General features: G+C 35.4%; 19 protein-coding genes. 4 read left to right on the top strand and 15 right to left on the bottom strand.

Annotation, left to right across the window (positions count from 1 at the left end; genetic code table 11):
- Positions 1-3: 3 nt before the first annotated feature.
- The 8 genes from sucD to GFU89_RS09035 all read right to left on the bottom strand — a co-directional run bounded on the left by sucD (position 4) and on the right by GFU89_RS09035 (position 7,392).
- Complete coding sequence (gene sucD / locus GFU89_RS09070; protein WP_077419253.1) at positions 4-876, bottom strand: succinate--CoA ligase subunit alpha; 873 nt, start codon at positions 874-876, stop codon at positions 4-6.
- Positions 877-966: 90 nt separating this feature from the next.
- Complete coding sequence (locus GFU89_RS09065) at positions 967-1,869, bottom strand: LpxD N-terminal domain-containing protein (protein WP_318846822.1); 903 nt, start codon at positions 1,867-1,869, stop codon at positions 967-969.
- A gap of 70 nt (positions 1,870-1,939) precedes the next feature.
- Complete coding sequence (gene efp, locus GFU89_RS09060; protein WP_318846821.1) at positions 1,940-2,503, bottom strand: elongation factor P; 564 nt, start codon at positions 2,501-2,503, stop codon at positions 1,940-1,942.
- A 15-nt stretch (positions 2,504-2,518) separates the two neighbouring features.
- Positions 2,519-2,854, bottom strand: a complete 336-nt coding sequence (locus tag GFU89_RS09055; protein ID WP_318846820.1) for a hypothetical protein — start codon at positions 2,852-2,854, stop codon at positions 2,519-2,521.
- A gap of 23 nt (positions 2,855-2,877) precedes the next feature.
- A complete protein-coding gene (lpxA, locus tag GFU89_RS09050) occupies positions 2,878-3,672 on the bottom strand; it encodes an acyl-ACP--UDP-N-acetylglucosamine O-acyltransferase (protein WP_318846819.1) in 795 nt (264 codons plus the stop codon).
- Positions 3,673-5,070 (bottom strand): bifunctional UDP-3-O-[3-hydroxymyristoyl] N-acetylglucosamine deacetylase/3-hydroxyacyl-ACP dehydratase, encoded by a 1,398-nt coding sequence (locus GFU89_RS09045; protein ID WP_318846818.1) that lies wholly within the window; start codon positions 5,068-5,070, stop codon positions 3,673-3,675.
- Positions 5,063-6,094: a UDP-3-O-(3-hydroxymyristoyl)glucosamine N-acyltransferase gene (lpxD, locus tag GFU89_RS09040; RefSeq protein WP_318846817.1), complete on the bottom strand. Its 1,032-nt coding sequence runs from the start codon at positions 6,092-6,094 to the stop codon at positions 5,063-5,065. The genes GFU89_RS09045 and lpxD overlap by 8 nt, the downstream gene beginning before the upstream one ends.
- 71 nt (positions 6,095-6,165) lie before the next feature.
- The gene (locus tag GFU89_RS09035) at positions 6,166-7,392 is read right to left on the bottom strand and encodes an HD domain-containing protein (protein ID WP_318847164.1); all 1,227 of its coding nucleotides are present in this window, start codon (positions 7,390-7,392) and stop codon (positions 6,166-6,168) included.
- A 239-nt stretch (positions 7,393-7,631) separates the two neighbouring features.
- On the opposite strand from GFU89_RS09035, the gene GFU89_RS09030 reads away from it, so the two are divergent.
- From GFU89_RS09030 to GFU89_RS09015, 4 genes are all read left to right on the top strand, one after another.
- Positions 7,632-9,272 carry a S41 family peptidase gene (locus tag GFU89_RS09030; protein ID WP_318846816.1) on the top strand — a complete coding sequence of 547 codons (1,641 nt, stop codon included), beginning with the start codon at positions 7,632-7,634 and terminating at the stop codon, positions 9,270-9,272.
- A 132-nt stretch (positions 9,273-9,404) separates the two neighbouring features.
- Positions 9,405-10,949 (top strand): bifunctional response regulator/alkaline phosphatase family protein, encoded by a 1,545-nt coding sequence (locus GFU89_RS09025; protein ID WP_318846815.1) that lies wholly within the window; start codon positions 9,405-9,407, stop codon positions 10,947-10,949.
- Positions 10,950-11,049: 100 nt separating this feature from the next.
- Positions 11,050-11,340: a YciI family protein gene (locus GFU89_RS09020; protein WP_318846814.1), complete on the top strand. Its 291-nt coding sequence runs from the start codon at positions 11,050-11,052 to the stop codon at positions 11,338-11,340.
- Positions 11,340-12,104, top strand: a complete 765-nt coding sequence (locus GFU89_RS09015; RefSeq protein ID WP_318846813.1) for an exodeoxyribonuclease III — start codon at positions 11,340-11,342, stop codon at positions 12,102-12,104. The genes GFU89_RS09020 and GFU89_RS09015 overlap by 1 nt, the downstream gene beginning before the upstream one ends.
- 69 nt (positions 12,105-12,173) lie before the next feature.
- Here GFU89_RS09015 and GFU89_RS09010 read toward each other — a convergent pair whose 3' ends face one another.
- From GFU89_RS09010 to GFU89_RS08980, 7 genes are all read right to left on the bottom strand, one after another.
- Positions 12,174-12,545, bottom strand: a complete 372-nt coding sequence (locus GFU89_RS09010; RefSeq protein ID WP_318846812.1) for a septal ring lytic transglycosylase RlpA family protein — start codon at positions 12,543-12,545, stop codon at positions 12,174-12,176.
- 564 nt (positions 12,546-13,109) lie between these two features.
- Positions 13,110-13,844 (bottom strand): hypothetical protein, encoded by a 735-nt coding sequence (locus tag GFU89_RS09005; protein WP_318846811.1) that lies wholly within the window; start codon positions 13,842-13,844, stop codon positions 13,110-13,112.
- Positions 13,845-13,868: 24 nt separating this feature from the next.
- The gene (locus GFU89_RS09000; RefSeq protein WP_318846810.1) at positions 13,869-14,504 is read right to left on the bottom strand and encodes a hypothetical protein; all 636 of its coding nucleotides are present in this window, start codon (positions 14,502-14,504) and stop codon (positions 13,869-13,871) included.
- 358 nt (positions 14,505-14,862) lie between these two features.
- Positions 14,863-16,164: a 30S ribosomal protein S12 methylthiotransferase RimO gene (rimO, locus tag GFU89_RS08995; RefSeq protein WP_318846809.1), complete on the bottom strand. Its 1,302-nt coding sequence runs from the start codon at positions 16,162-16,164 to the stop codon at positions 14,863-14,865.
- 96 nt (positions 16,165-16,260) lie between these two features.
- Positions 16,261-16,806, bottom strand: a complete 546-nt coding sequence (rfbC, locus tag GFU89_RS08990; protein WP_318846808.1) for a dTDP-4-dehydrorhamnose 3,5-epimerase — start codon at positions 16,804-16,806, stop codon at positions 16,261-16,263.
- Positions 16,807-16,821: 15 nt separating this feature from the next.
- Positions 16,822-17,391: a sugar transferase gene (locus GFU89_RS08985; protein WP_318846807.1), complete on the bottom strand. Its 570-nt coding sequence runs from the start codon at positions 17,389-17,391 to the stop codon at positions 16,822-16,824.
- Positions 17,392-17,405: 14 nt separating this feature from the next.
- Complete coding sequence (locus tag GFU89_RS08980; RefSeq protein ID WP_318846806.1) at positions 17,406-18,542, bottom strand: aminotransferase class I/II-fold pyridoxal phosphate-dependent enzyme; 1,137 nt, start codon at positions 18,540-18,542, stop codon at positions 17,406-17,408.
- Between the last annotated feature and the right edge of the window lie 7 nt (positions 18,543-18,549).

The raw sequence follows: 18,549 nt of genomic DNA, 5'->3' as shown, positions 1-18,549 counted from the left end.
ATGTTATCCTAGAATTTTTGCTACAGTAGCGCCAATGTCAGCAGGAGAGTCTACAACGTTGATACCGTTTTCTCTCATGATTTCCATTTTAGCCTGAGCAGTATCTTCATCACCACCTACGATAGCACCTGCGTGTCCCATAGTTCTTCCTTTTGGAGCAGTTTGTCCAGCGATGAATCCTACAACTGGTTTCGTAGAACCACTTGCTTTGTACCATCTTGCAGCTTCAGCTTCAAGACCACCACCAATTTCACCAATCATTACAACAGCTTCAGTTTCAGGATCGTTGATGAATAATTCTAATGCTTCTCTTGTAGTTGTTCCGATAATTGGGTCACCACCGATACCGATAGCCGTAGAAATACCGTAACCTGCTCTTACAACCTGGTCAGCAGCTTCGTAAGTAAGGGTACCTGATTTTGAAACGATACCTACTTTACCTTTTTTGAAAACGAAACCTGGCATAATACCAATTTTAGCTTCTTCAGAAGTAATGATTCCAGGGCAGTTTGGTCCAATTAATCTGCAGTCTCTGTCAGCAATATAAGATTTTACTTTTACCATATCAGCTACAGGAATACCTTCAGTAATACATACAATCACTTTGATACCTGCTTCAGCAGCTTCCATGATAGCATCTGCTGCAAATGCCGGTGGTACGAAAATGATACTTACATTTGCTCCTGCTTTTTCAACAGCATCAGCCACTGTATTAAATACCGGTTTTCCTAAGTGCTCGCTACCTCCTTTTCCTGGAGTAACACCACCTACTACATTTGTTCCGTATTCAATCATCTGACCAGCGTGGAAAGTTCCTTCGTTCCCTGTAAATCCTTGTACAATTACTTTAGAATCTTTGTTTACTAAAATTGACATTTTATTGTTGTTTTAATTTATTTATTATTTTATTAATGCTCACAAATTTACTTAAATTTCTTTGATTTTGGATAAAACCTTTGGAATAGTTTATTTGAGATTTCTCAGCTTTACTTCTTTTTTCAGATAAGTCTTGAAATCTTCTGCAAACATCCCAATATAGGTTCCTTTTTCCAAATCTCTGTTCACTCCTGTTTTTCCCAAAAGTACAGATCCTGCTTCAATTTTATTGCCGGAAGCGATGCCTACCTGCCCCCATAACGTCACCTCATCTCCAATGATACAACATCCTGCAATTCCTACCTGAGAAGCAATCAGACATTTTTTTCCGATAACGGTATCATGTCCGATCTGAATCTGATTATCCAAAACAGAACCTTCACCAATGATGGTAGAATCTGTAACACCTCTGTCAATCGTGCAGCCATTTCCGATCTCCACATTGTTTTCGATGATCACATTTCCTACAGAAATAAGACGGTCAAAGTTTCCATTTAATTTTCTGTAATAAAACGCATCACCTCCCAAAACAGTATTGGACTGAATAATGACATTATCACCAATTTCCGTACGGTCACCAATCACTACATTAGGAAAGATAAGGGTATTTTTTCCAATTTTCACATTGTTACCAATCACTGCGGAAGAGTGAATCTTCGTACCCTCTCCTATTTCCACATCATGAAGTACTTCTGTGAAATTATATATTCTGGTAAAATGAGTATTGATTTTATTAAAGTCTCTGAAAGGATCATCAGAAACTAAAAGCGCTTTGCCTTCCGGGCACTCTACTTCTTTATCAATTAAAATAATAGTAGCGGCAGAGTTTAAAGCTTTGTCATAATATTTGGGGTGGTTTACAAAAACGATATCCCCTGGCTTTACCATATGAATTTCGTTCGTACCCAATACTTCAAAGTCTTCAGGGCCAACAAATGCTGAGCCTATTAAATCTGCAATTGTTTTAAGCTTTTGCGGAGAATGGAATCTCATAACAATAGATTTTCTTATAAAACAAAATTCGGAGTGCTAATGCAAACCGAATTTATGTAAATTTTATTTATTATTTCACTCTTTCTAAGTAGCTACCGTCTTCAGTGCTTACTTTAATTTTGTCTCCCGGCTCAATGAACAAAGGAACCATTACTCTTGCTCCTGTTTCAACGATTGCGTTTTTAAGAGCGTTGGTTGCAGTGTTTCCTTTTACACCCGGATCAGCTTCAATCACATCCAGATATACTGACTGTGGAAGTTCAGCAGAAAGTGGAGTTTCGTCAATTTCTTTCAAAATAATTGTTACTTCTTCACCTGCTTTCATCAGGTTTGAGTTTTCAATCATTTCTTTATTTAAATATAACTGAGAAAAATCATCGTTATTCATGAAGTGGAAACCGTTCTCGTCATCGTAAAGATACTGGAACTTTCTAGTGATTACTTTTACTTCATCAATTTTGTGGCCAGCAGAGAATGTATTATCTAATACTTTTCCGTTTGTCACAGATTTTAGTTTTGTTCTTACAAATGCAGGACCTTTCCCTGGTTTTACGTGAAGAAACTCGATTACTTTAAAAATATCGTTGCTAAATTCGATGCAAAGACCTTTTCTGATATCGTTACTTGTTGCCATTAATTATATAAATATTTATTTTCTTTTTTTAATTTCGATACCTTGTCCTTGAGGCATCATTCTATTAAATGTATTATTATTGAATGTATTCACGTTGTTATTCAACCTGATTACATTCATCTGAATATCAGATTTATACTGATCAGTTGTTCCTAATATTGAACTTCCGATACTTTTCTGTTTCAGAATACCATTTAAGTTATTCTTAGCAATACTATCATTAGACTCTTCGGAAATTTTTCTTTCTATAGTAAAAGGCTTTTCTTTTTTTCCTGTTTCAGACTTTTCTGTTTGCTGAGCAAACAAAAAAGATGTTGCAGAAAGTGCAATAAGTACAATTAAACCTTTCATTGTCTGATAGTATTTAAGTTAAATTAATCTCTATCCTTTCCGGTACCATATCCTTTTACGATACCTCTAGGTGAGTTTTGAATAAACTGTAGAATTTCATCTCTTTCAGCCGTTGGAAGCATTTCTTTTTCAATATATGCCAATGCTTGAGAAACATTCATCTTCATCTGGAAAATAGCTCTGTAGATCTTTTGAATTTCAAAGATTTTCTCGTTAGAAAAACCTCTTCTTCTTAATCCAACAGAATTGATCCCTGCATAAGAAATTGGATCTCTCGCTACTTTCACATAAGGTGGAATATCTTTTCTAATTAAAGATCCTCCGGAAATCATGGTATGTTTTCCAATTTTACCGAACTGCTGAACAGCTGATAAACCTCCCATTACGGTAAAGTCACCAATTTCAACATGTCCCGCAATACCGCAACCATTTGCAATAATCACATTATCTCCTATAATACAGTCATGAGCAACGTGTGAAGTTGCCATGATCAGGCAGTGGCTTCCTACTTTTGTATATCCTAGAGCTTTGGTTCCTCTATTGATCGTTACACATTCTCTTAAAGTAGTATGATCTCCAATAATTGTTTGTGTATCCTCTCCATCGAACTTCAAGTCCTGAGGGATCGCAGAGATTACAGTTCCGGGAAAGATTTTACAATCTTTTCCGATTCTTGCACCTTCCATAATGGTAACGTTAGGACCAATCCATGTTCCTTCTCCAATTTCTACGTCCCCTGCAATTGTAGTAAATGGTTCTACGATTACATTTTTGCTGATTTTCGCACGTTTATCTACGGCTGCTAATTGATGAATCATTTAATCAACTTTATTTTTTGCAACTTGAGCCATAAGCTCTGCTTCTACTGCTACTGTATCTCCTACGTATCCATATCCCTGCATATGAACAATTCCTCTTCTGATAGGCTCTATCAATTCAATTTTGAATATCAGAGTATCTCCAGGAATTACTTTTCTTTTAAATTTCACCTTATCAATTTTGATGAAATAAGTAGAATAGTTTTCCGGATCCGGAACGCTGGCCAGTACCAGGATACCTCCTGTCTGCGCTAATGCTTCTACCTGAAGTACTCCAGGCATTACAGGTTCTTTAGGGAAGTGTCCAACGAAGAATGGCTCGTTCATTGTCACATTTTTCAAACCTACTACGTGAGAGTCTGAAAGTTCAAGTACTTTATCAATCAATAAGAACGGAGGTCTGTGAGGCATAAGCTTCATAATTCCGTTGATATCAAATACGGGTTCTTTTGTCAGATCAAAATCTGGAACGTTTTTCTTTTTCTGCAATTTCCACTGACGATTTAATTTTTTCGCAAACTGAGTATTCACATAGTGTCCCGGTTTGTTGGCAATAACTTTACCTTTTATTTTCACTCCTGCTAAAGCCAGGTCACCAATTACATCTAATAATTTGTGTCTTGCAGCTTCGTTAGGATAATTTAAATTAAGATTGTCAAGAATACCGTTTGGTCTGATAGACACATTGTCTTTTCCAAAGGCTTTCTTTAGTTTTTCTGTAGTTTCAGGAGTAAGATCTTTATCTACATATACAATAGCATTGGAAATATCTCCACCTTTGATCAAACCGTGATCTAAAAGCATTTCCAACTCATGCAGGAAACTGAATGTTCTTGCTGATGAGATTTCGTCTTTAAATTCTGAAATATTTTTAAGAGTGGCATTCTGAGTACCTAATACTTTAGTCCCAAAATCTACCATTGTTGTTACTTCGTAAGTATCTGAAGGGATGATTGTGATTTCCGAGCCAGTTGCCGGGTCACTATAGGTAAGCACTTCTTTTACAACAAGATATTCTCTTGCCACACCTTGTTCTGCTACACCAACGCTTTCGATAGCTTCAACAAAGTATTTTGAAGATCCATCCAGAATAGGTGGTTCAGAGGCATCCATTTCTAAAACTGCGTTATCAATATCACAACCCACAAGAGCTGCCAAAAGGTGTTCGCAAGTGGTAATTTTTACCCCTAATTTTTCTAATGTAGTTCCTCTTTCTGTTGCTACAACATAATTTACATCTGCTTCTACCTGAGGATGTCCCTCCAAGTCTGTTCTTACAAATACAAAACCTGTATTTTCTTTAGCAGGTTTAATGGTAAGTTTTACTTCTCTACCTGTATGAAGGCCAATTCCAGAAAGAGTTACCTCTTGCTGAAGTGTTTTTTGCATATCACTCATTAGTATTATCTTTTGAGTTATTCTCAAGATTATTTATTCTATTTACTATTCCAGGCAGATTCCTGAAGTGAACATAACTTCTCAAATAGTCATTATAACTGATGGCTGGTGAGCCATACAATGTTTCTCTATCATTAACGCTGGAATTCACACCACTCTGAGCCTGAATTTTCACCTGATTTCCTATTTTGATATGTCCTACAACACCTACCTGTCCTCCAATCTGATTCCAGTCACCAATAGTAGTAGAACCTGCAATTCCGGCCTGTGCTGCAATTACATTGTTCTGTCCTATTTTCACATTGTGAGCAATCTGAATCAGGTTATCAATTTTGGTTCCTTTTCCTATAATTGTAGAGCCTATTGTTGCTCTGTCAATACTGCAGTTTGAGCCAATTTCAACATCGTCTTCAATAATTACATTTCCAAGCTGTGGTATTTTTTTGAAACCTTCGGCTGTTGGCTGAAAACCAAAACCGTCACCCCCAATTACCGTATTGGAATGAATTACACAGTTATCTCCAATGATACAATAGTCATAAATTCTGGCGCCGCTGTCTATTTTACAGTTTTTACCAATTTTCACTCCTTTTCCTATATATACATGTGGATAGATCTGTGAGCCTTCCCCGATTTTAGCTTTCTCAGAAACATAAGTAAATGCTCCGATATATGCTTTATCTCCTATTACCGCTGTATCATGAATGGAAGAACCATTCTCTATGCCTTCTTTTCTTCCCTGCATTTCCTGATATAAATTCATCAGGATCTGAAAAGAAAGATAGGCATCTTTTACAACGATTAAGGTAGGGTTATAATTATTTTTCTCCAGAAGATTTTCCGAAATGATGATAACAGAGCATCGTGAGGTATCCAAGAAATGAGAAAATCTATCTTGTGCTATAAAAGAAAGATGTCCTGATTCCCCATTTTCAATTGGTGAAACCCCGTTAATAAGTGCATTCTCATCACCTATTATTTTTCCGTCAATAAAACTTGCAATTTGCGAAGCTGTAAATTCCATATTCTGCAAAGATAAGAAATTCTAGAATTTGCAAACATTTTTTGGTTTCAGATCGTAAATTTTAATATTATTTAAGAGTCTAGCCTGGAGATATCTCTTGGAAACATAAGGATATAGCGGGTAGTCTTATTTACAATTAACCCTGATAAAAGTTGATCTTCCGACTCATGAAGCCTTGTTCTTTTACCATTTTTATGCAATAAATAGATTGGCTGCTTCTCCGCATGATAGGGTAAAAGTTTTCTTTTTATTTCATGAACCAATTCTTTTCCATTATTGATTTTGAAAAATTCATTGGTATTTTTTACTTTTTCATCAATTATTTCCTGCGCAAATGGATGTGATGAAATAATTGTTTTAGGTAAATTTCTCTGAATTACACATTTACACCAATATGATAACACAAAGTCATCCAAGTTCTGCCATTCTTTCATCGCCTGAATCACATCATTGTCATCAAGACTCGTAAATCTCTCCACATCTTCATCTGTTGCAGCACTCTTTTCACGGTATAAAAAATATTTAAGATTATCCGTTGCAGGAAGCTCTGTACCTTGGGAAATCAGATATTTTGCTCTTTCAAGGATTTTAACCAAAAGAAACTCTGCTAACGCTGAAGTTTTATGATAATAAACCTGCCAGTACATAAACATTCTGGCCGTCAGAAAATTTTCAATAGAATAAATTCCTTTCGCATCAATCACCAGTTCACCTTCTTCACAGACATTCATCATGGAAATAATTCTCTGGGTATTAATATTCCCCTCAGATACACCGGTAAAAAAACTATCTCTTTTCAGATAATCCAAACGATCCACATCCAGCTGGGAAGAGATCAATTGGTTGAAAAATTTTCTATGATATTTCCCCTGAAACATCTCAATAGCCATTGATAACTGACCCTCAAATTCCTCATTCAGCTTATTCATCAAGAGCAAAGAAAGATTTTCATGATGCCAGTCATCCATCAGCATACTTTCCAGCGCATGAGAAAACGGACCATGACCAATATCATGCATCAGAATAGCCAGCATTGCTCCTTTTTCCTCTTCTTCAGAAATTTTCACCCCTTTCTGCTTCAATGTCTCCAATGCGGTAAACATCAGATGCATTGCTCCCAGGGCATGATGAAATCTTGTATGAGTAGCTCCCGGAAATATCAGATTCAAAAGTCCGGTCTGCCCGATTCTTCTTAATCTCTGAAAGTAAGGATGCTCAATGATATCAAATAAAATTTCGTGAGGAATTTTGATAAATCCATGAACAGGATCGTTGATGATTTTTAGCTTATTCTGCATTGAAACGTCAATATTAGTAAACAAAGTTAGGCATTTTTAAATTTAGACTTTTATTAAATTACCATTAAAACAGGTGGTTTAAAAACTGATAACATTCATGTTTTTCACAAACAACAGCTACTTAATACCGTTAAAAATCTCTCCGATTCATTTTTAATTTTAATTCTATCTTTTTGGGGAAACCTTTTGCTGTTCTTGTAGTAAAGGACTATCTTTGAGAGAAAACACGCCAACCCTTAATGAGAAAGTATTCTCTTTTCTTTTTATTACTTTTAAGTTTAAATTTTTCCGCACAACTTATAACTGAAACACAAAAACTGGAATCCCTCTGCAGAGTTTGGGGATTTTTAAAATATTATCATCCTCATGTAGCAAAAGGAAACCTGAACTGGGATAAACAGTTATTTCAGAAGATTGACGAAATTGAATCTATTAATGATAAAGAAACGTTGAATGACTTCTATTCTGACTGGATCAAAAGTCTCGGAGAAGTTACACCCTGTAAAGAATGCTCAGTAAAGGATGATAAAGTGTATTTTCTTAAAAATTTTGATCTGAGCTGGATAGATAATCATCAAATTTTCTCCAGAGACCTTTCTCAAAAGCTTCATTATATTGAAAACAACCGCAATCTTGGTGACAACCATTATTTTGGAAAAGGCGGAAGAAAAATATATTTCAGAAACGAAAAATCTTATGGTTCAAAATTTACTTCAAAAAAAATCAGTTTATTGGAACTATTCAGATACTGGAATTATGTAGAGTATTTTTTCCCTTATAAATATGAAACGGATCAGAACTGGAATGATGTTCTTACGGAAATGATTCCCAAATTCCTTATGGTTGATCGTGATGAAAATTATCATTTAACATTGGCAGAACTGGTTACCAAAACAGATGATTCCCACGCCTATCTTTCATCAAAAGAAATACAACTTACTTTATATGGAAACCGGAAAGTTCCTGCAGAGTATTCTTATGCCGAAGGAAAACTCGTGATTACAAAAATCAATACCACAAGATCGCGGGATAAAAGTCCTTTACACGAAGGAGATGTTATTTATGACATTGAAGGAAAAACAATTCCACAAATAGTCAACAATTTTGGAAAATATATTCCCGCCTCCAATTCATGGGGTAAATTCAACAAGGCAAAAAGCAAACTTCTCTTCAGCAACAGCGATTCTATTTCTGTAAAAATTGAAAGAGAAGGACAAAATATGGAAATCAAAATCAAAACGTATTTTGCCAAAGATATTATTCACGAAAAAAGTAAAGCTCCCCGAAAATGGAAATTTATGGATAAGGAAAAGAAAATCGGGTATGTCAATATGGGGATTATAGAAAAGGAAAATCTGGATGAAATGTACAACAGTTTAAAATCTTCAAAATCTATTATCTTTGATCTTAGAAATTATCCCAAGCAAACGATTATCCCTTTAAGCTATCTTTTGCTCCCCGAACCTTCCGTTTATTATCAGTTTACTTTTCCTTCTCCTTATTATCCCGGTAAATTTTACAGCAGAAAAAATATGACAGGCCGTAAGAATCCTGAATACTATAAAGGAAATGTAATCGTTTTAGTAGATGAAAGTACCCAAAGCCAGGCAGAGACCACAACAATGATGTTTAAGCAGCATCCAAAAGCCAGAATTATAGGGAGTAATACTTCAGGAGCCAACGGAGATGTCATTATGTTTAAAATAGCCGATCTTGATACTCAGTTTACAGGACTTGGAGCTTATTATCCTGACGGACGGGAAACACAGAGAATTGGTATCATTCCGGATATTCTCGTGAGACCAAGTGTAGAAGGGCTTAAAAACGGAAAAGACGAAGTCCTGGAAAAGGCTCTGGAATATATAAAAACCACTGATTGAATGAAACAAAATAGTGAAATATCAAACGGTATTTTCATTTAACTAATATTTAACTTTTAATCTTTCTATTTTGTGAGATTTTAAAAGGATTTGGTCAACATTTTGATAGAATAACCATGTAAAAAATAAATTATGTCAGAAAAGATATTATGGATCGATGATGAAATAGATTTACTTAAACCTCATATCGTATTTTTAGAAAAAAAGGGCTACCAGGTAACCCCCGTTAATAATGTAAATGAGGCTTTGGAACTTATGGATTCAGAGAAATTTGCTTTAACGTTAATTGATGAAAATATGCCGGGTATCTCCGGACTGGAAGCCATTCCTATGATTAAGGAAAAAGATAATTCCTTAAAGATTGTAATGGTTACCAAAAGTGAAGAAGAACACATTATGGAAGAGGCCATCGGATCACAGATTGCCGATTATATATTAAAGCCTGTAAATCCTAACCAGATATTACTTTCCCTAAAGAAAAACCTTCAGGAAGATAATCTTGTTGAGCAAAAAACGATTTTACAGTACCAGCAGGAATTCAGAAACCTTTCTATGGAACTTTCATACCTGAGAACCTATCAGGAATGGGCAGAATATTATAAAAAGATTCTTAGCTGGGAAATCAAATTTGATAAGGTAGCAGACAATGAATTTGCCGACCTTCTGCAGTCTCAGAAAGAAGAAGCCAATATTCAGTTTGCCAAGTTTATTGAAAAAAATTATGCGGATTGGCTTATTGATTCAGACAAGCCTCTAATGAGTCACACGCTTTTCAAGGAAAAAGTAAAACCTGAGGTAGAAAAAGAAAAAGTTCTTTTACTGATGGTAGACAACCTTCGTTTTGACCAATGGAAAGTAATTGAACCTTTATTTACAAAATATTACAATAAGATATCGGAAGATTATTACTATAGTATCCTTCCTACCGCTACACAGTATGCGAGAAACTCTTTCTTTGCTGGATTAATGCCTTCTGAGATCGAGAAACGTTTCCCTGATAAATGGTTTAACGATAATGAAGAAGGAAACAAAAATGAATTTGAACGTGACTTCCTGGAAGATCAAATGAAAAGGATTGGTTTAGGATCAAAATCTATGAAGTATCTTAAAGTACTGAATGCCGATTTTGAAAGAAAAATCTATGATGATTTCAACCAGCATAAAAACAATGATCTGCTTGTAATTGTATACAACTTCATTGATATTCTTTCTCACGCAAAAACAGACAACCACATCGTAGATCAGCTGATCCGTGATGATAAGACTTTCCGTTCTCTTACTTTCAACTGGTTCGAAAACTCTTCTTTGCTGAAGATCGTAAAAGCAGCAGCAGAAAACGGCTATAAACTGGTTATCACCACAGACCATGGAACGGTATATGTGAAAAAGCCAAGTAAAGTGGTGGGAGACAGAGAAACTTCTACTAATATCAGATATAAAACAGGTAAAAGTTTAACGTATGATGACAGTGATGTATGGGCAATTACCAATCCGGAAAAACTTTTCCTTCCAAAAGGAAACTTAAGTTCGAAATATATTTTTGCTAAAAACAATATTTTCCTGGCTTATCCTAAAAATTACAATCATTTTGTTAATTACTATAAAGAAACCTACCAACATGGAGGAATTTCACTGGAAGAGTGTATTATTCCTTTCAGTATTTTAGAACCCAAGTAGTTTTTTTCATAGTTTATTTAATTTTGGGTTTAAAGCGGAAAAAATCATTCGATTTTTTCCGCTTCTTTTTTATAGTTCATATCTTCGTAAAAAATAAATCATGTTTATTATTTCGCTTACCTATAAGAGTTCTATTGAAAATATAGAACGGCTTATTCCCCAGCACAATATTTTCCTTGATAAACATTATGAATCCGGGAAGTTTATTGCTTCAGGAAGGAAAGAACCCAGAACGGGAGGTCTCATCATAGCCACTGCAGAGTCTAAAAATGAAATTGAACAGATTATCTCTGAAGATCCTTTTTATATCCATCAGGTAGCAGACTATGATATTACAGAATTTATCCCTTCGAAATACAATGAAAATTTTAAACTTTTTATAGAAGACTAATGAGATTAATCACATACAACGTCAATGGAATCAGAGCCGCTTTTACAAAAGATTTTCTGGGCTGGCTAAAGACTGCTGATCCGGATATCATCTGTATTCAGGAGAGTAAAGCCGGAAACGATCAGATAGACATCGAAAGCCTTGAAAAATTAGGTTATCACAGTTATTGGCATTCAGCGGTAAGAAAAGGCTACAGCGGGGTTGGAATTGCCTCAAAAATCAAACCCAATCATGTGGAATATGGCTGCGGCATTGAAAGCTATGATAATGAAGGGAGAATCATCCGTGCAGATTTTGACGGATATTCCGCGATTTCTGTGTACGTTCCTTCTGCTTCCAATATTGAGAGACTGGATTTCAAAATGCAGTTTTGTCATGACTTTCTGGAGTATATCAAAAATTTAAAGAAAGAAATTCCCAACCTGATTATATCTGGTGATTTTAATATCTGTCATCAAGCGATTGATATTCACAATCCAATTGGTTTAAAGAATGTTTCAGGGTTTCTTCCTATGGAAAGAGAATGGATGACCAATTTCATGAATGAATGTGAACTGATAGACAGTTTCAGATTTTTTAATAATGATCCGGACAATTATACATGGTGGAGCTACAGGCAAAATTCCAGAGAAAGAAATAAAGGCTGGAGGCTTGATTATAACTTCACCTCTTACAGTTTAAAGGATAAGCTCTCCAGGGCTGTTATTTTAAAGGAAGCTGTACATTCTGACCATTGTCCTGCTTTATTGGAATTGGATGTATAATCAACAAGATCTAGATGCATACAAAAAGCCAGCTGATTCAGCTGGCTTTTTGTAATTTAAATCATAAAACTAATCGACAATTTCATATTCGACCGGAATTGTACCATGACTGATATCTCCAATCTCATCGAACGCAGCTTTAGACATGTCTAAAGATCTTGATGAATGGTAAGGCCCTCTATCATTAATTCTCACTATTACCTCTTTACCATTTTTAAGGTTAGTCACCTTAACGTTTGTTCCAAATGGAAGCGTTCTGTTTGCTGCAGTAAACTTTGAGTTATCAAAGACTTCTCCGCTAGCAGTTTTTCTACCGTTAAATTTATCGTGGTAGTACGATGCATAACTTGTTTTTTTCGCATCTAAGGCATTACTCGTAAAAGAATAAACACCTAAGGTTGAAATCATCATTATGATTACGAGAATGAATCTTTTCATCATCTTGAACTTTTATTGGTTTTGACGGGACAAAAGTATCAGGAATCTTTAGAAAACACTATTCGATATGTTAAAAACAGTTAACAAAAGATTAAACAAATGTTAAATACCGTTGTAACCGCCTATGGACAGGGCTCTTAAGTCATAGTGTTAAAAAGTGTTAAAAAAATATCTAAAAAGTTAACATAATTAACTAATGCATGCATAATTTAAATTTTCGCAATCTAAACACTACTGATAATCAACAAATTACAAAATCCATAAAGTTAAATCAAAATCCGAAAATCAATCTTAAAAAAATTAAAGTCTTAAGAACATGATTCCTGAAAAACTTTCTGACAGAAGACATCTGCTTCTATAAAACAAGATGTCTGAACCATTTTTTAACACCTATTTATTTTGTTAAAATTTATAGACTGCTCCGTTATTCAACAAATATCAGCTTTAAGCCATTCAAAAAATGAATAAGTGACGACCTGTTACCCGAAAAAAGAAATGAACGTAAATCTCTTAAAAAGAAAAAACCAATGATTTCTCATTGGTTTTATATGTAATTAAATAAATGTCTTATTTTAAATATTCTAATACATAATCATAGGTACCGTTAGGATACACTACAGACATACTAGGAGATCCTGTAATAGCATTTCCTGGAGTTGCAACTGGATTAAAAGAATATAAACTTCTATCATAAACAGTGTTTGTACCTGCTTTATAGATTGTAATACCATACATAGTAGTCATTCCTGTAGGAGCTGGGATATTAACTGCCGTAGAAGTACCACTTGCAGTGAAAGTTCCTTTGATAGCATAAAGCTGCTTATCAACTCCCGGGCTGATATTAATTAATGTATTTGTTGTTGTTTCTGCTGTTCCGACAGTTACTTTAGGTGAAGTTGAAAGTGAAACCCATCTACCAGTAGAAGTTGCAAAACCATTTGCTGTTCCACCAGTTGGATTAGAGAAATAATAATATCCTGGAGTAACACTTGTAGCAATACCAGAAACTGTTGTTCCAGTTCCGCTATTATAAACAATCATACCATCATAAGCTGTTGGGAAGTTATCTTCATCTGTAACAGGAGTTGCAAATGTGAAAGCTGTCAGGTTTGTTCTTGGAAAAACAAGTCCTTTCCCATCACTAGCACTATCTGTAAAACCTCCAGTACTTCCTGATGCATCAAGGAAAGCACCTTGTCCTTGTATATTTCCGCTGGCAAAACCATTTGTTCTAACCTGCGCATTCGTATATTGAAGCATTGCCACTACAGAGGCAAAAGCTAATAAAACTTTTTTATTCATAACTAAATGTGTGTAAAATTAAGATTAGTTTACAGAGTAAGACTGCCATGCAGTACCATCATAAACAAAAGCAATACCTCTACCTTGAACAGTAATAGAATTAACAGAACTTGCATTCATTCCGGTTATACTAACATTGGAAGATCCTATCCTTACGATAGTAACTGTTTTACCTTTAGTAGCAGCACTTACAGGAATAGTTGCCAAGTTTACTGAACCTGCTGTATCAATAAATACATAACCATTTAAGTCTGCAGCAGATAAATCTGATCCATTTGTAGAGATTCTTACAGAAGGAGCTGCTACAGCACCACCGCCACCACCTACAGTAATCCAAGTATTGGTAGTCTGGCCATCATAGTAGTAGAACCCTACTGCTGTAACGTTTGTTGTTTTAGGAGTTGCTGTACCGTCAATCGTCGTAACGAAAGCAAGCGCTCCATTCTGAGCTGCAGTATAAGCCGCATCTTTAGCTAATAATTGAGCTCTTGTCATACGAGGGACTAATAAGGCATCAGGTCTAGCGTTGTCCGTAGTATTAGCTACTACGTCTAGCGTCGCGGCAGGTGTGGTTGTGTTAATCCCCACTCGCCCCTGCTGAGCCTTAGAAAGGGCCGAAAGGCCAACAAGCATAATTGCTGTTAATAAAAATTTTTTCATAAGTTTTTAAAGATTTTTAATTACATTTTTTTCATCAATATTTTCAAAAAAAGGAAAATACATCCCAACTTGTGAATCTCATATTGAAACTAATACATTTAATTGAATCTAGCTTCATTATTAATGATTAACTCATTGAAAGCATATAATTTAAAAACATTGCTTCTTGCGCAAATTTAAGATATAATTTTCAAATTTATATACTTTATAATAGAAAATTAAAAAATCTTAATTATGCAAAATATTAACAAATTGATTATCAATAAAATAAAAATAGACTCCCGAGAAAATTCTACGTTAATTTTTATTAATAATTTAATTTATAAATCTTATTTTTAATTGATTAGTAAGCATTTAGCTAGACTAATTCTCCGTATAAGTCAAACTCTTCTGCTGAAGTAATTTTCACCTCTGCAAATTCACCTATGGAGATATAGGTATCTTCAGCAGAAACCAAAACGGTATTGTCCACATCTGGTGAATCATACTCCGTTCTTCCTACAAAATAATTCCCCTCTTTACGGTCAAAAATGCATCTGAATATCTTACCTATTTTTTCCTGGTTCTTTTCCCATGAAATCTGAGACTGCAGTTCCATGATTTCTTCTACTCTTGCCTCTTTTACTTCTTGTGGAATATCATCTTCCAATACATAAGCTGTAGTATTCTCTTCATGAGAATACGTAAAGCATCCTAATCTGTCAAACTTCTGCTCTCTTACCCAGTCTTTAAGTTCCTGGAATCTTTCTTCTGTTTCACCAGGATATCCAACAATAAGAGTTGTTCTGATCGCCATATCCGGAACTTTTTCTCTGAATTTGCCTAAAAGAGCATCTGTTTTTTCATGGGTAGTTCCTCTCTTCATTGATTTCAACAAATCAGAATTGATATGCTGAAGAGGGATATCTATATAGTTACAAACTTTAGGTTCTTCACGGATAATATCGAGAACATCTTCCGGGAAACCGCTAGGAAAAGCATAATGAAGACGAATCCACTCTACTCCTTCTACCTTCACCAATTCTTTTAAAAGATCTCCTAACGCTCTTTTTTTATAAAGGTCAAGACCGTAGTAAGTAAGATCTTGTGCAATAAGAATTAATTCTTTTGTTCCTTTTTTCGCCAGTTTCTGAGCTTCTAAAACCAGTTTTTCGATAGGGGTAGACATATGGCCTCCTCTCATCAATGGGATCGCACAGAAAGAACATGGTCTGTCGCAACCTTCTGAAATTTTAAGGTATGCATAATGTTTTGGAGTGGTTGTAAGCCTTTCTCCTACCAGTTCATGTTTATAATCTGCTCCAAGATGTTTCAGCAGCATCGGAAGGTCTCTTGTCCCAAAATATTGGTCTACATCCGGAATTTCTTTTATCAAATCCGGCTTATATCTTTCTGACAAACATCCTGTAACGAATACTTTTTCAACTTCACCTCTATTTTTAGCATCCACATAATCAAGGATGGTATTGATAGATTCTTCTTTAGCATTATCAATAAATCCGCAGGTATTGATTACAACAATGTCACCACGGTCTTCATGAACCACTTCTTTGCCGTTAGCTTTCAGCTGGCTCATTAATACTTCAGAATCATATACATTCTTGGAACACCCAAGAGTGACTACATTGATTTTCTTCTTCCCTACAGATTTTGTACGCATCGTTTTGATTTTGAGTCTGCAAAGATACAAAATATTGAAGAGTTAAGAATTAAAAAATGAAAACCACCTTATAAAAGTGGTTTTCAGTGATATATTTTAAAAGTTTTTGTCTTTAAATCCAGGAGCGTTCTGGTCTTTTTCCGAAAGTATAGCATCTTTTTCATCAACTTTCCAATCAATATCAAGATCGGGATCATTGAACTTTACGCTGCCTTCTGATTCTTTGTTATAAAAATTGTCACATTTATAGGAAAATACAGCGTGAGTACTCAGTACTGCAAATCCGTGTCCAAAACCTCTTGGCACATAAAGCTGTAGTTTATTTTCTGCGGTAAGCTCTATTCCGAACCATTCTCCGAAAGTAGGAGAATCCTCTCTAAGGTCTACAGCAACATCCCATACACTACCTTCCAGGCATGATACCAGTTTTGCCTGTGCGTGCTCACCTTTCTGAAGATGCAGCCCTCTCAATACTCCAAAAGAAGATTTGGAAATATTATCCTGTACAAAGTGACCGTTCATTCCTGTCAGTTCTTCGAATTTTTTTTCGTTGAACTTTTCAAAGAAGTAGCCTCTCTCATCTTCAAATATGGTAGGCTCTATGATATAGCAATCTTTAAGCGGGGTTTCTTTAATTTTCATAATAGTAAAAAAACTCTATTTCAATATGGTTATTATTGTTTTAAATAAAATCTTTGTATCATTTTTGAAAGACATATTTTCGTAATAATCAAGATTCATTTTTACTTTGTTCGGAAATAATATTTCATCATTATACTCCAACGGATTCTTCTGGCTGTTCAGAAGATTTTCTTCATCACTATATTTAATGCTTGCTTCACAGGTTAATCCTGGTTTTAATTCCAGAACTTTTCCATCCGCTCCAGCAAGTTTATCGTAATACCCTTCAATATCCGGTCTGGGGCCTACAAAACTCATATCTCCTTTTAAAATATTAAACAATTGCGGAAATTCATCAAATTTGAATTTCCTGAGTATCTGTCCAATTCTGGAGCACACTCTTTTCTTGTCATGAATTGTTTTAAATTTAAATATGATGAATGGCTTCCCATACTGTCCTATCCGGGTCTGAAAAAAAATTCCATTTGACGATGTGTCGAGACTTGCAATCACGAATAAAATAATCAGTACCGGCATGAGAAAGAGGGTCAATAATACCGCTAAGATAAAATCAAAAACCACTTTCCAATATTTATACTGATTCATTAAATTCAATGATATTAAACTCCGAAGTAGCTACGGATTACGTTTGCTATTCTTTCTCTGTCATCATCTGACAAGTTAGACCCTGAGGGAAGACACAATCCGTTATCAAACAGATTTTCAGAAATTTTTCCTCCGTAATAAGGAGAGGATTCAAAAACCGGCTGTAGGTGCATCGGCTTCCAAAGCGGTCTTGATTCTATATTATCTTCTAAAAACGCAAGCCTTAAACCTTCTCTGTTTTTTCCTGTAACCTGCGGATCAACAATAATGGCAGATAACCAGTGGTTTGAATAAAAATCGTTTCCAGGCTCAGAGAATACTGTTACTCCTTCAATATTTTTGAAGATATCAAAATAGAAATCATGCATTGCTCTACGGGCTTCCACTCTGTCTTTAAGTACTTCCATCTGCCCTCTTCCTATTCCTGCAACAATATTGCTCATTCTATAGTTGAAACCAATATGTGAATGCTGGTAGTGAGGTGCATTATCTCTTGCCTGAGTAGAAAGGAAAACTGTTTTATCTTTATCTTCCTGAGTATGACAAACTAAAGCTCCTCCTCCTGATGTGGTAATAATTTTGTTACCATTAAAGCTTAATACTCCAAAACGTCCGAATGTTCCACACGCCTGCCCTTTGTAAGTAGAACCCAGAGCTTCCGCGGCATCTTCTATAACAGGAATCTGGAACTCCTGAGCAATAGCTGTAATTTCATCCATTTTTGCCGGCATACCATACAAATGAACTACAATGATAGCTTTGGGTTTTGTTCCTTTTTGAATTCTGTCTTCAATGGCTTCTTTTAAAGCTTTCGAACACATATTCCAGGTATCCGATTCGCTGTCTACAAAAACAGGAATTCCTCCACAGTACGCAATAGGATTAGCTGATGCTGAGAAAGTCATTGACTGGCAAATAACCTCATCACCATGCTGTACTCCGCATTCAATAAGCGCAAGGTGCAATGCTGCAGTACCCGCAGAAAGAACAGCAACTTTTGCATTTTCACCTAAAAACTGCTCCAAATCTTTTTCAAATCCGTCAACATTAGGTCCTAATGGCGCTACCCAGTTTTCTTCAAATGCTTCGTTGATATATTTTTGTTCGTTACCTCCCATGTGGGGTGAGGACAACCAGATTTTAGTATTCATATTTTTG

Source organism: Chryseobacterium sp. JV558 (assembly GCF_033712365.1).
GTDB lineage: Bacteria > Bacteroidota > Bacteroidia > Flavobacteriales > Weeksellaceae > Chryseobacterium.
This window is presented reverse-complemented; position numbering and strand designations above follow the sequence as displayed.

Coding starts and splice junctions, on each gene's coding strand:
- sucD (WP_077419253.1), bottom strand. CDS start 876: ATGTCAATTTTAGTAAACAAAGATTCTAAAGTAATTGTACAAGGATTT.
- GFU89_RS09065 (WP_318846822.1), bottom strand. CDS start 1,869: ATGAGATTCCATTCTCCGCAAAAGCTTAAAACAATTGCAGATTTAATA.
- efp (WP_318846821.1), bottom strand. CDS start 2,503: ATGGCAACAAGTAACGATATCAGAAAAGGTCTTTGCATCGAATTTAGC.
- GFU89_RS09055 (WP_318846820.1), bottom strand. CDS start 2,854: ATGAAAGGTTTAATTGTACTTATTGCACTTTCTGCAACATCTTTTTTG.
- lpxA (WP_318846819.1), bottom strand. CDS start 3,672: ATGATTCATCAATTAGCAGCCGTAGATAAACGTGCGAAAATCAGCAAA.
- GFU89_RS09045 (WP_318846818.1), bottom strand. CDS start 5,070: ATGAGTGATATGCAAAAAACACTTCAGCAAGAGGTAACTCTTTCTGGA.
- lpxD (WP_318846817.1), bottom strand. CDS start 6,094: ATGGAATTTACAGCTTCGCAAATTGCAAGTTTTATTGACGGAAAAATA.
- GFU89_RS09035 (WP_318847164.1), bottom strand. CDS start 7,392: ATGCAGAATAAGCTAAAAATCATCAACGATCCTGTTCATGGATTTATC.
- GFU89_RS09030 (WP_318846816.1), top strand. CDS start 7,632: ATGAGAAAGTATTCTCTTTTCTTTTTATTACTTTTAAGTTTAAATTTT.
- GFU89_RS09025 (WP_318846815.1), top strand. CDS start 9,405: ATGTCAGAAAAGATATTATGGATCGATGATGAAATAGATTTACTTAAA.
- GFU89_RS09020 (WP_318846814.1), top strand. CDS start 11,050: ATGTTTATTATTTCGCTTACCTATAAGAGTTCTATTGAAAATATAGAA.
- GFU89_RS09015 (WP_318846813.1), top strand. CDS start 11,340: ATGAGATTAATCACATACAACGTCAATGGAATCAGAGCCGCTTTTACA.
- GFU89_RS09010 (WP_318846812.1), bottom strand. CDS start 12,545: ATGATGAAAAGATTCATTCTCGTAATCATAATGATGATTTCAACCTTA.
- GFU89_RS09005 (WP_318846811.1), bottom strand. CDS start 13,844: ATGAATAAAAAAGTTTTATTAGCTTTTGCCTCTGTAGTGGCAATGCTT.
- GFU89_RS09000 (WP_318846810.1), bottom strand. CDS start 14,504: ATGAAAAAATTTTTATTAACAGCAATTATGCTTGTTGGCCTTTCGGCC.
- rimO (WP_318846809.1), bottom strand. CDS start 16,164: ATGCGTACAAAATCTGTAGGGAAGAAGAAAATCAATGTAGTCACTCTT.
- rfbC (WP_318846808.1), bottom strand. CDS start 16,806: ATGAAAATTAAAGAAACCCCGCTTAAAGATTGCTATATCATAGAGCCT.
- GFU89_RS08985 (WP_318846807.1), bottom strand. CDS start 17,391: ATGAATCAGTATAAATATTGGAAAGTGGTTTTTGATTTTATCTTAGCG.
- GFU89_RS08980 (WP_318846806.1), bottom strand. CDS start 18,542: ATGAATACTAAAATCTGGTTGTCCTCACCCCACATGGGAGGTAACGAA.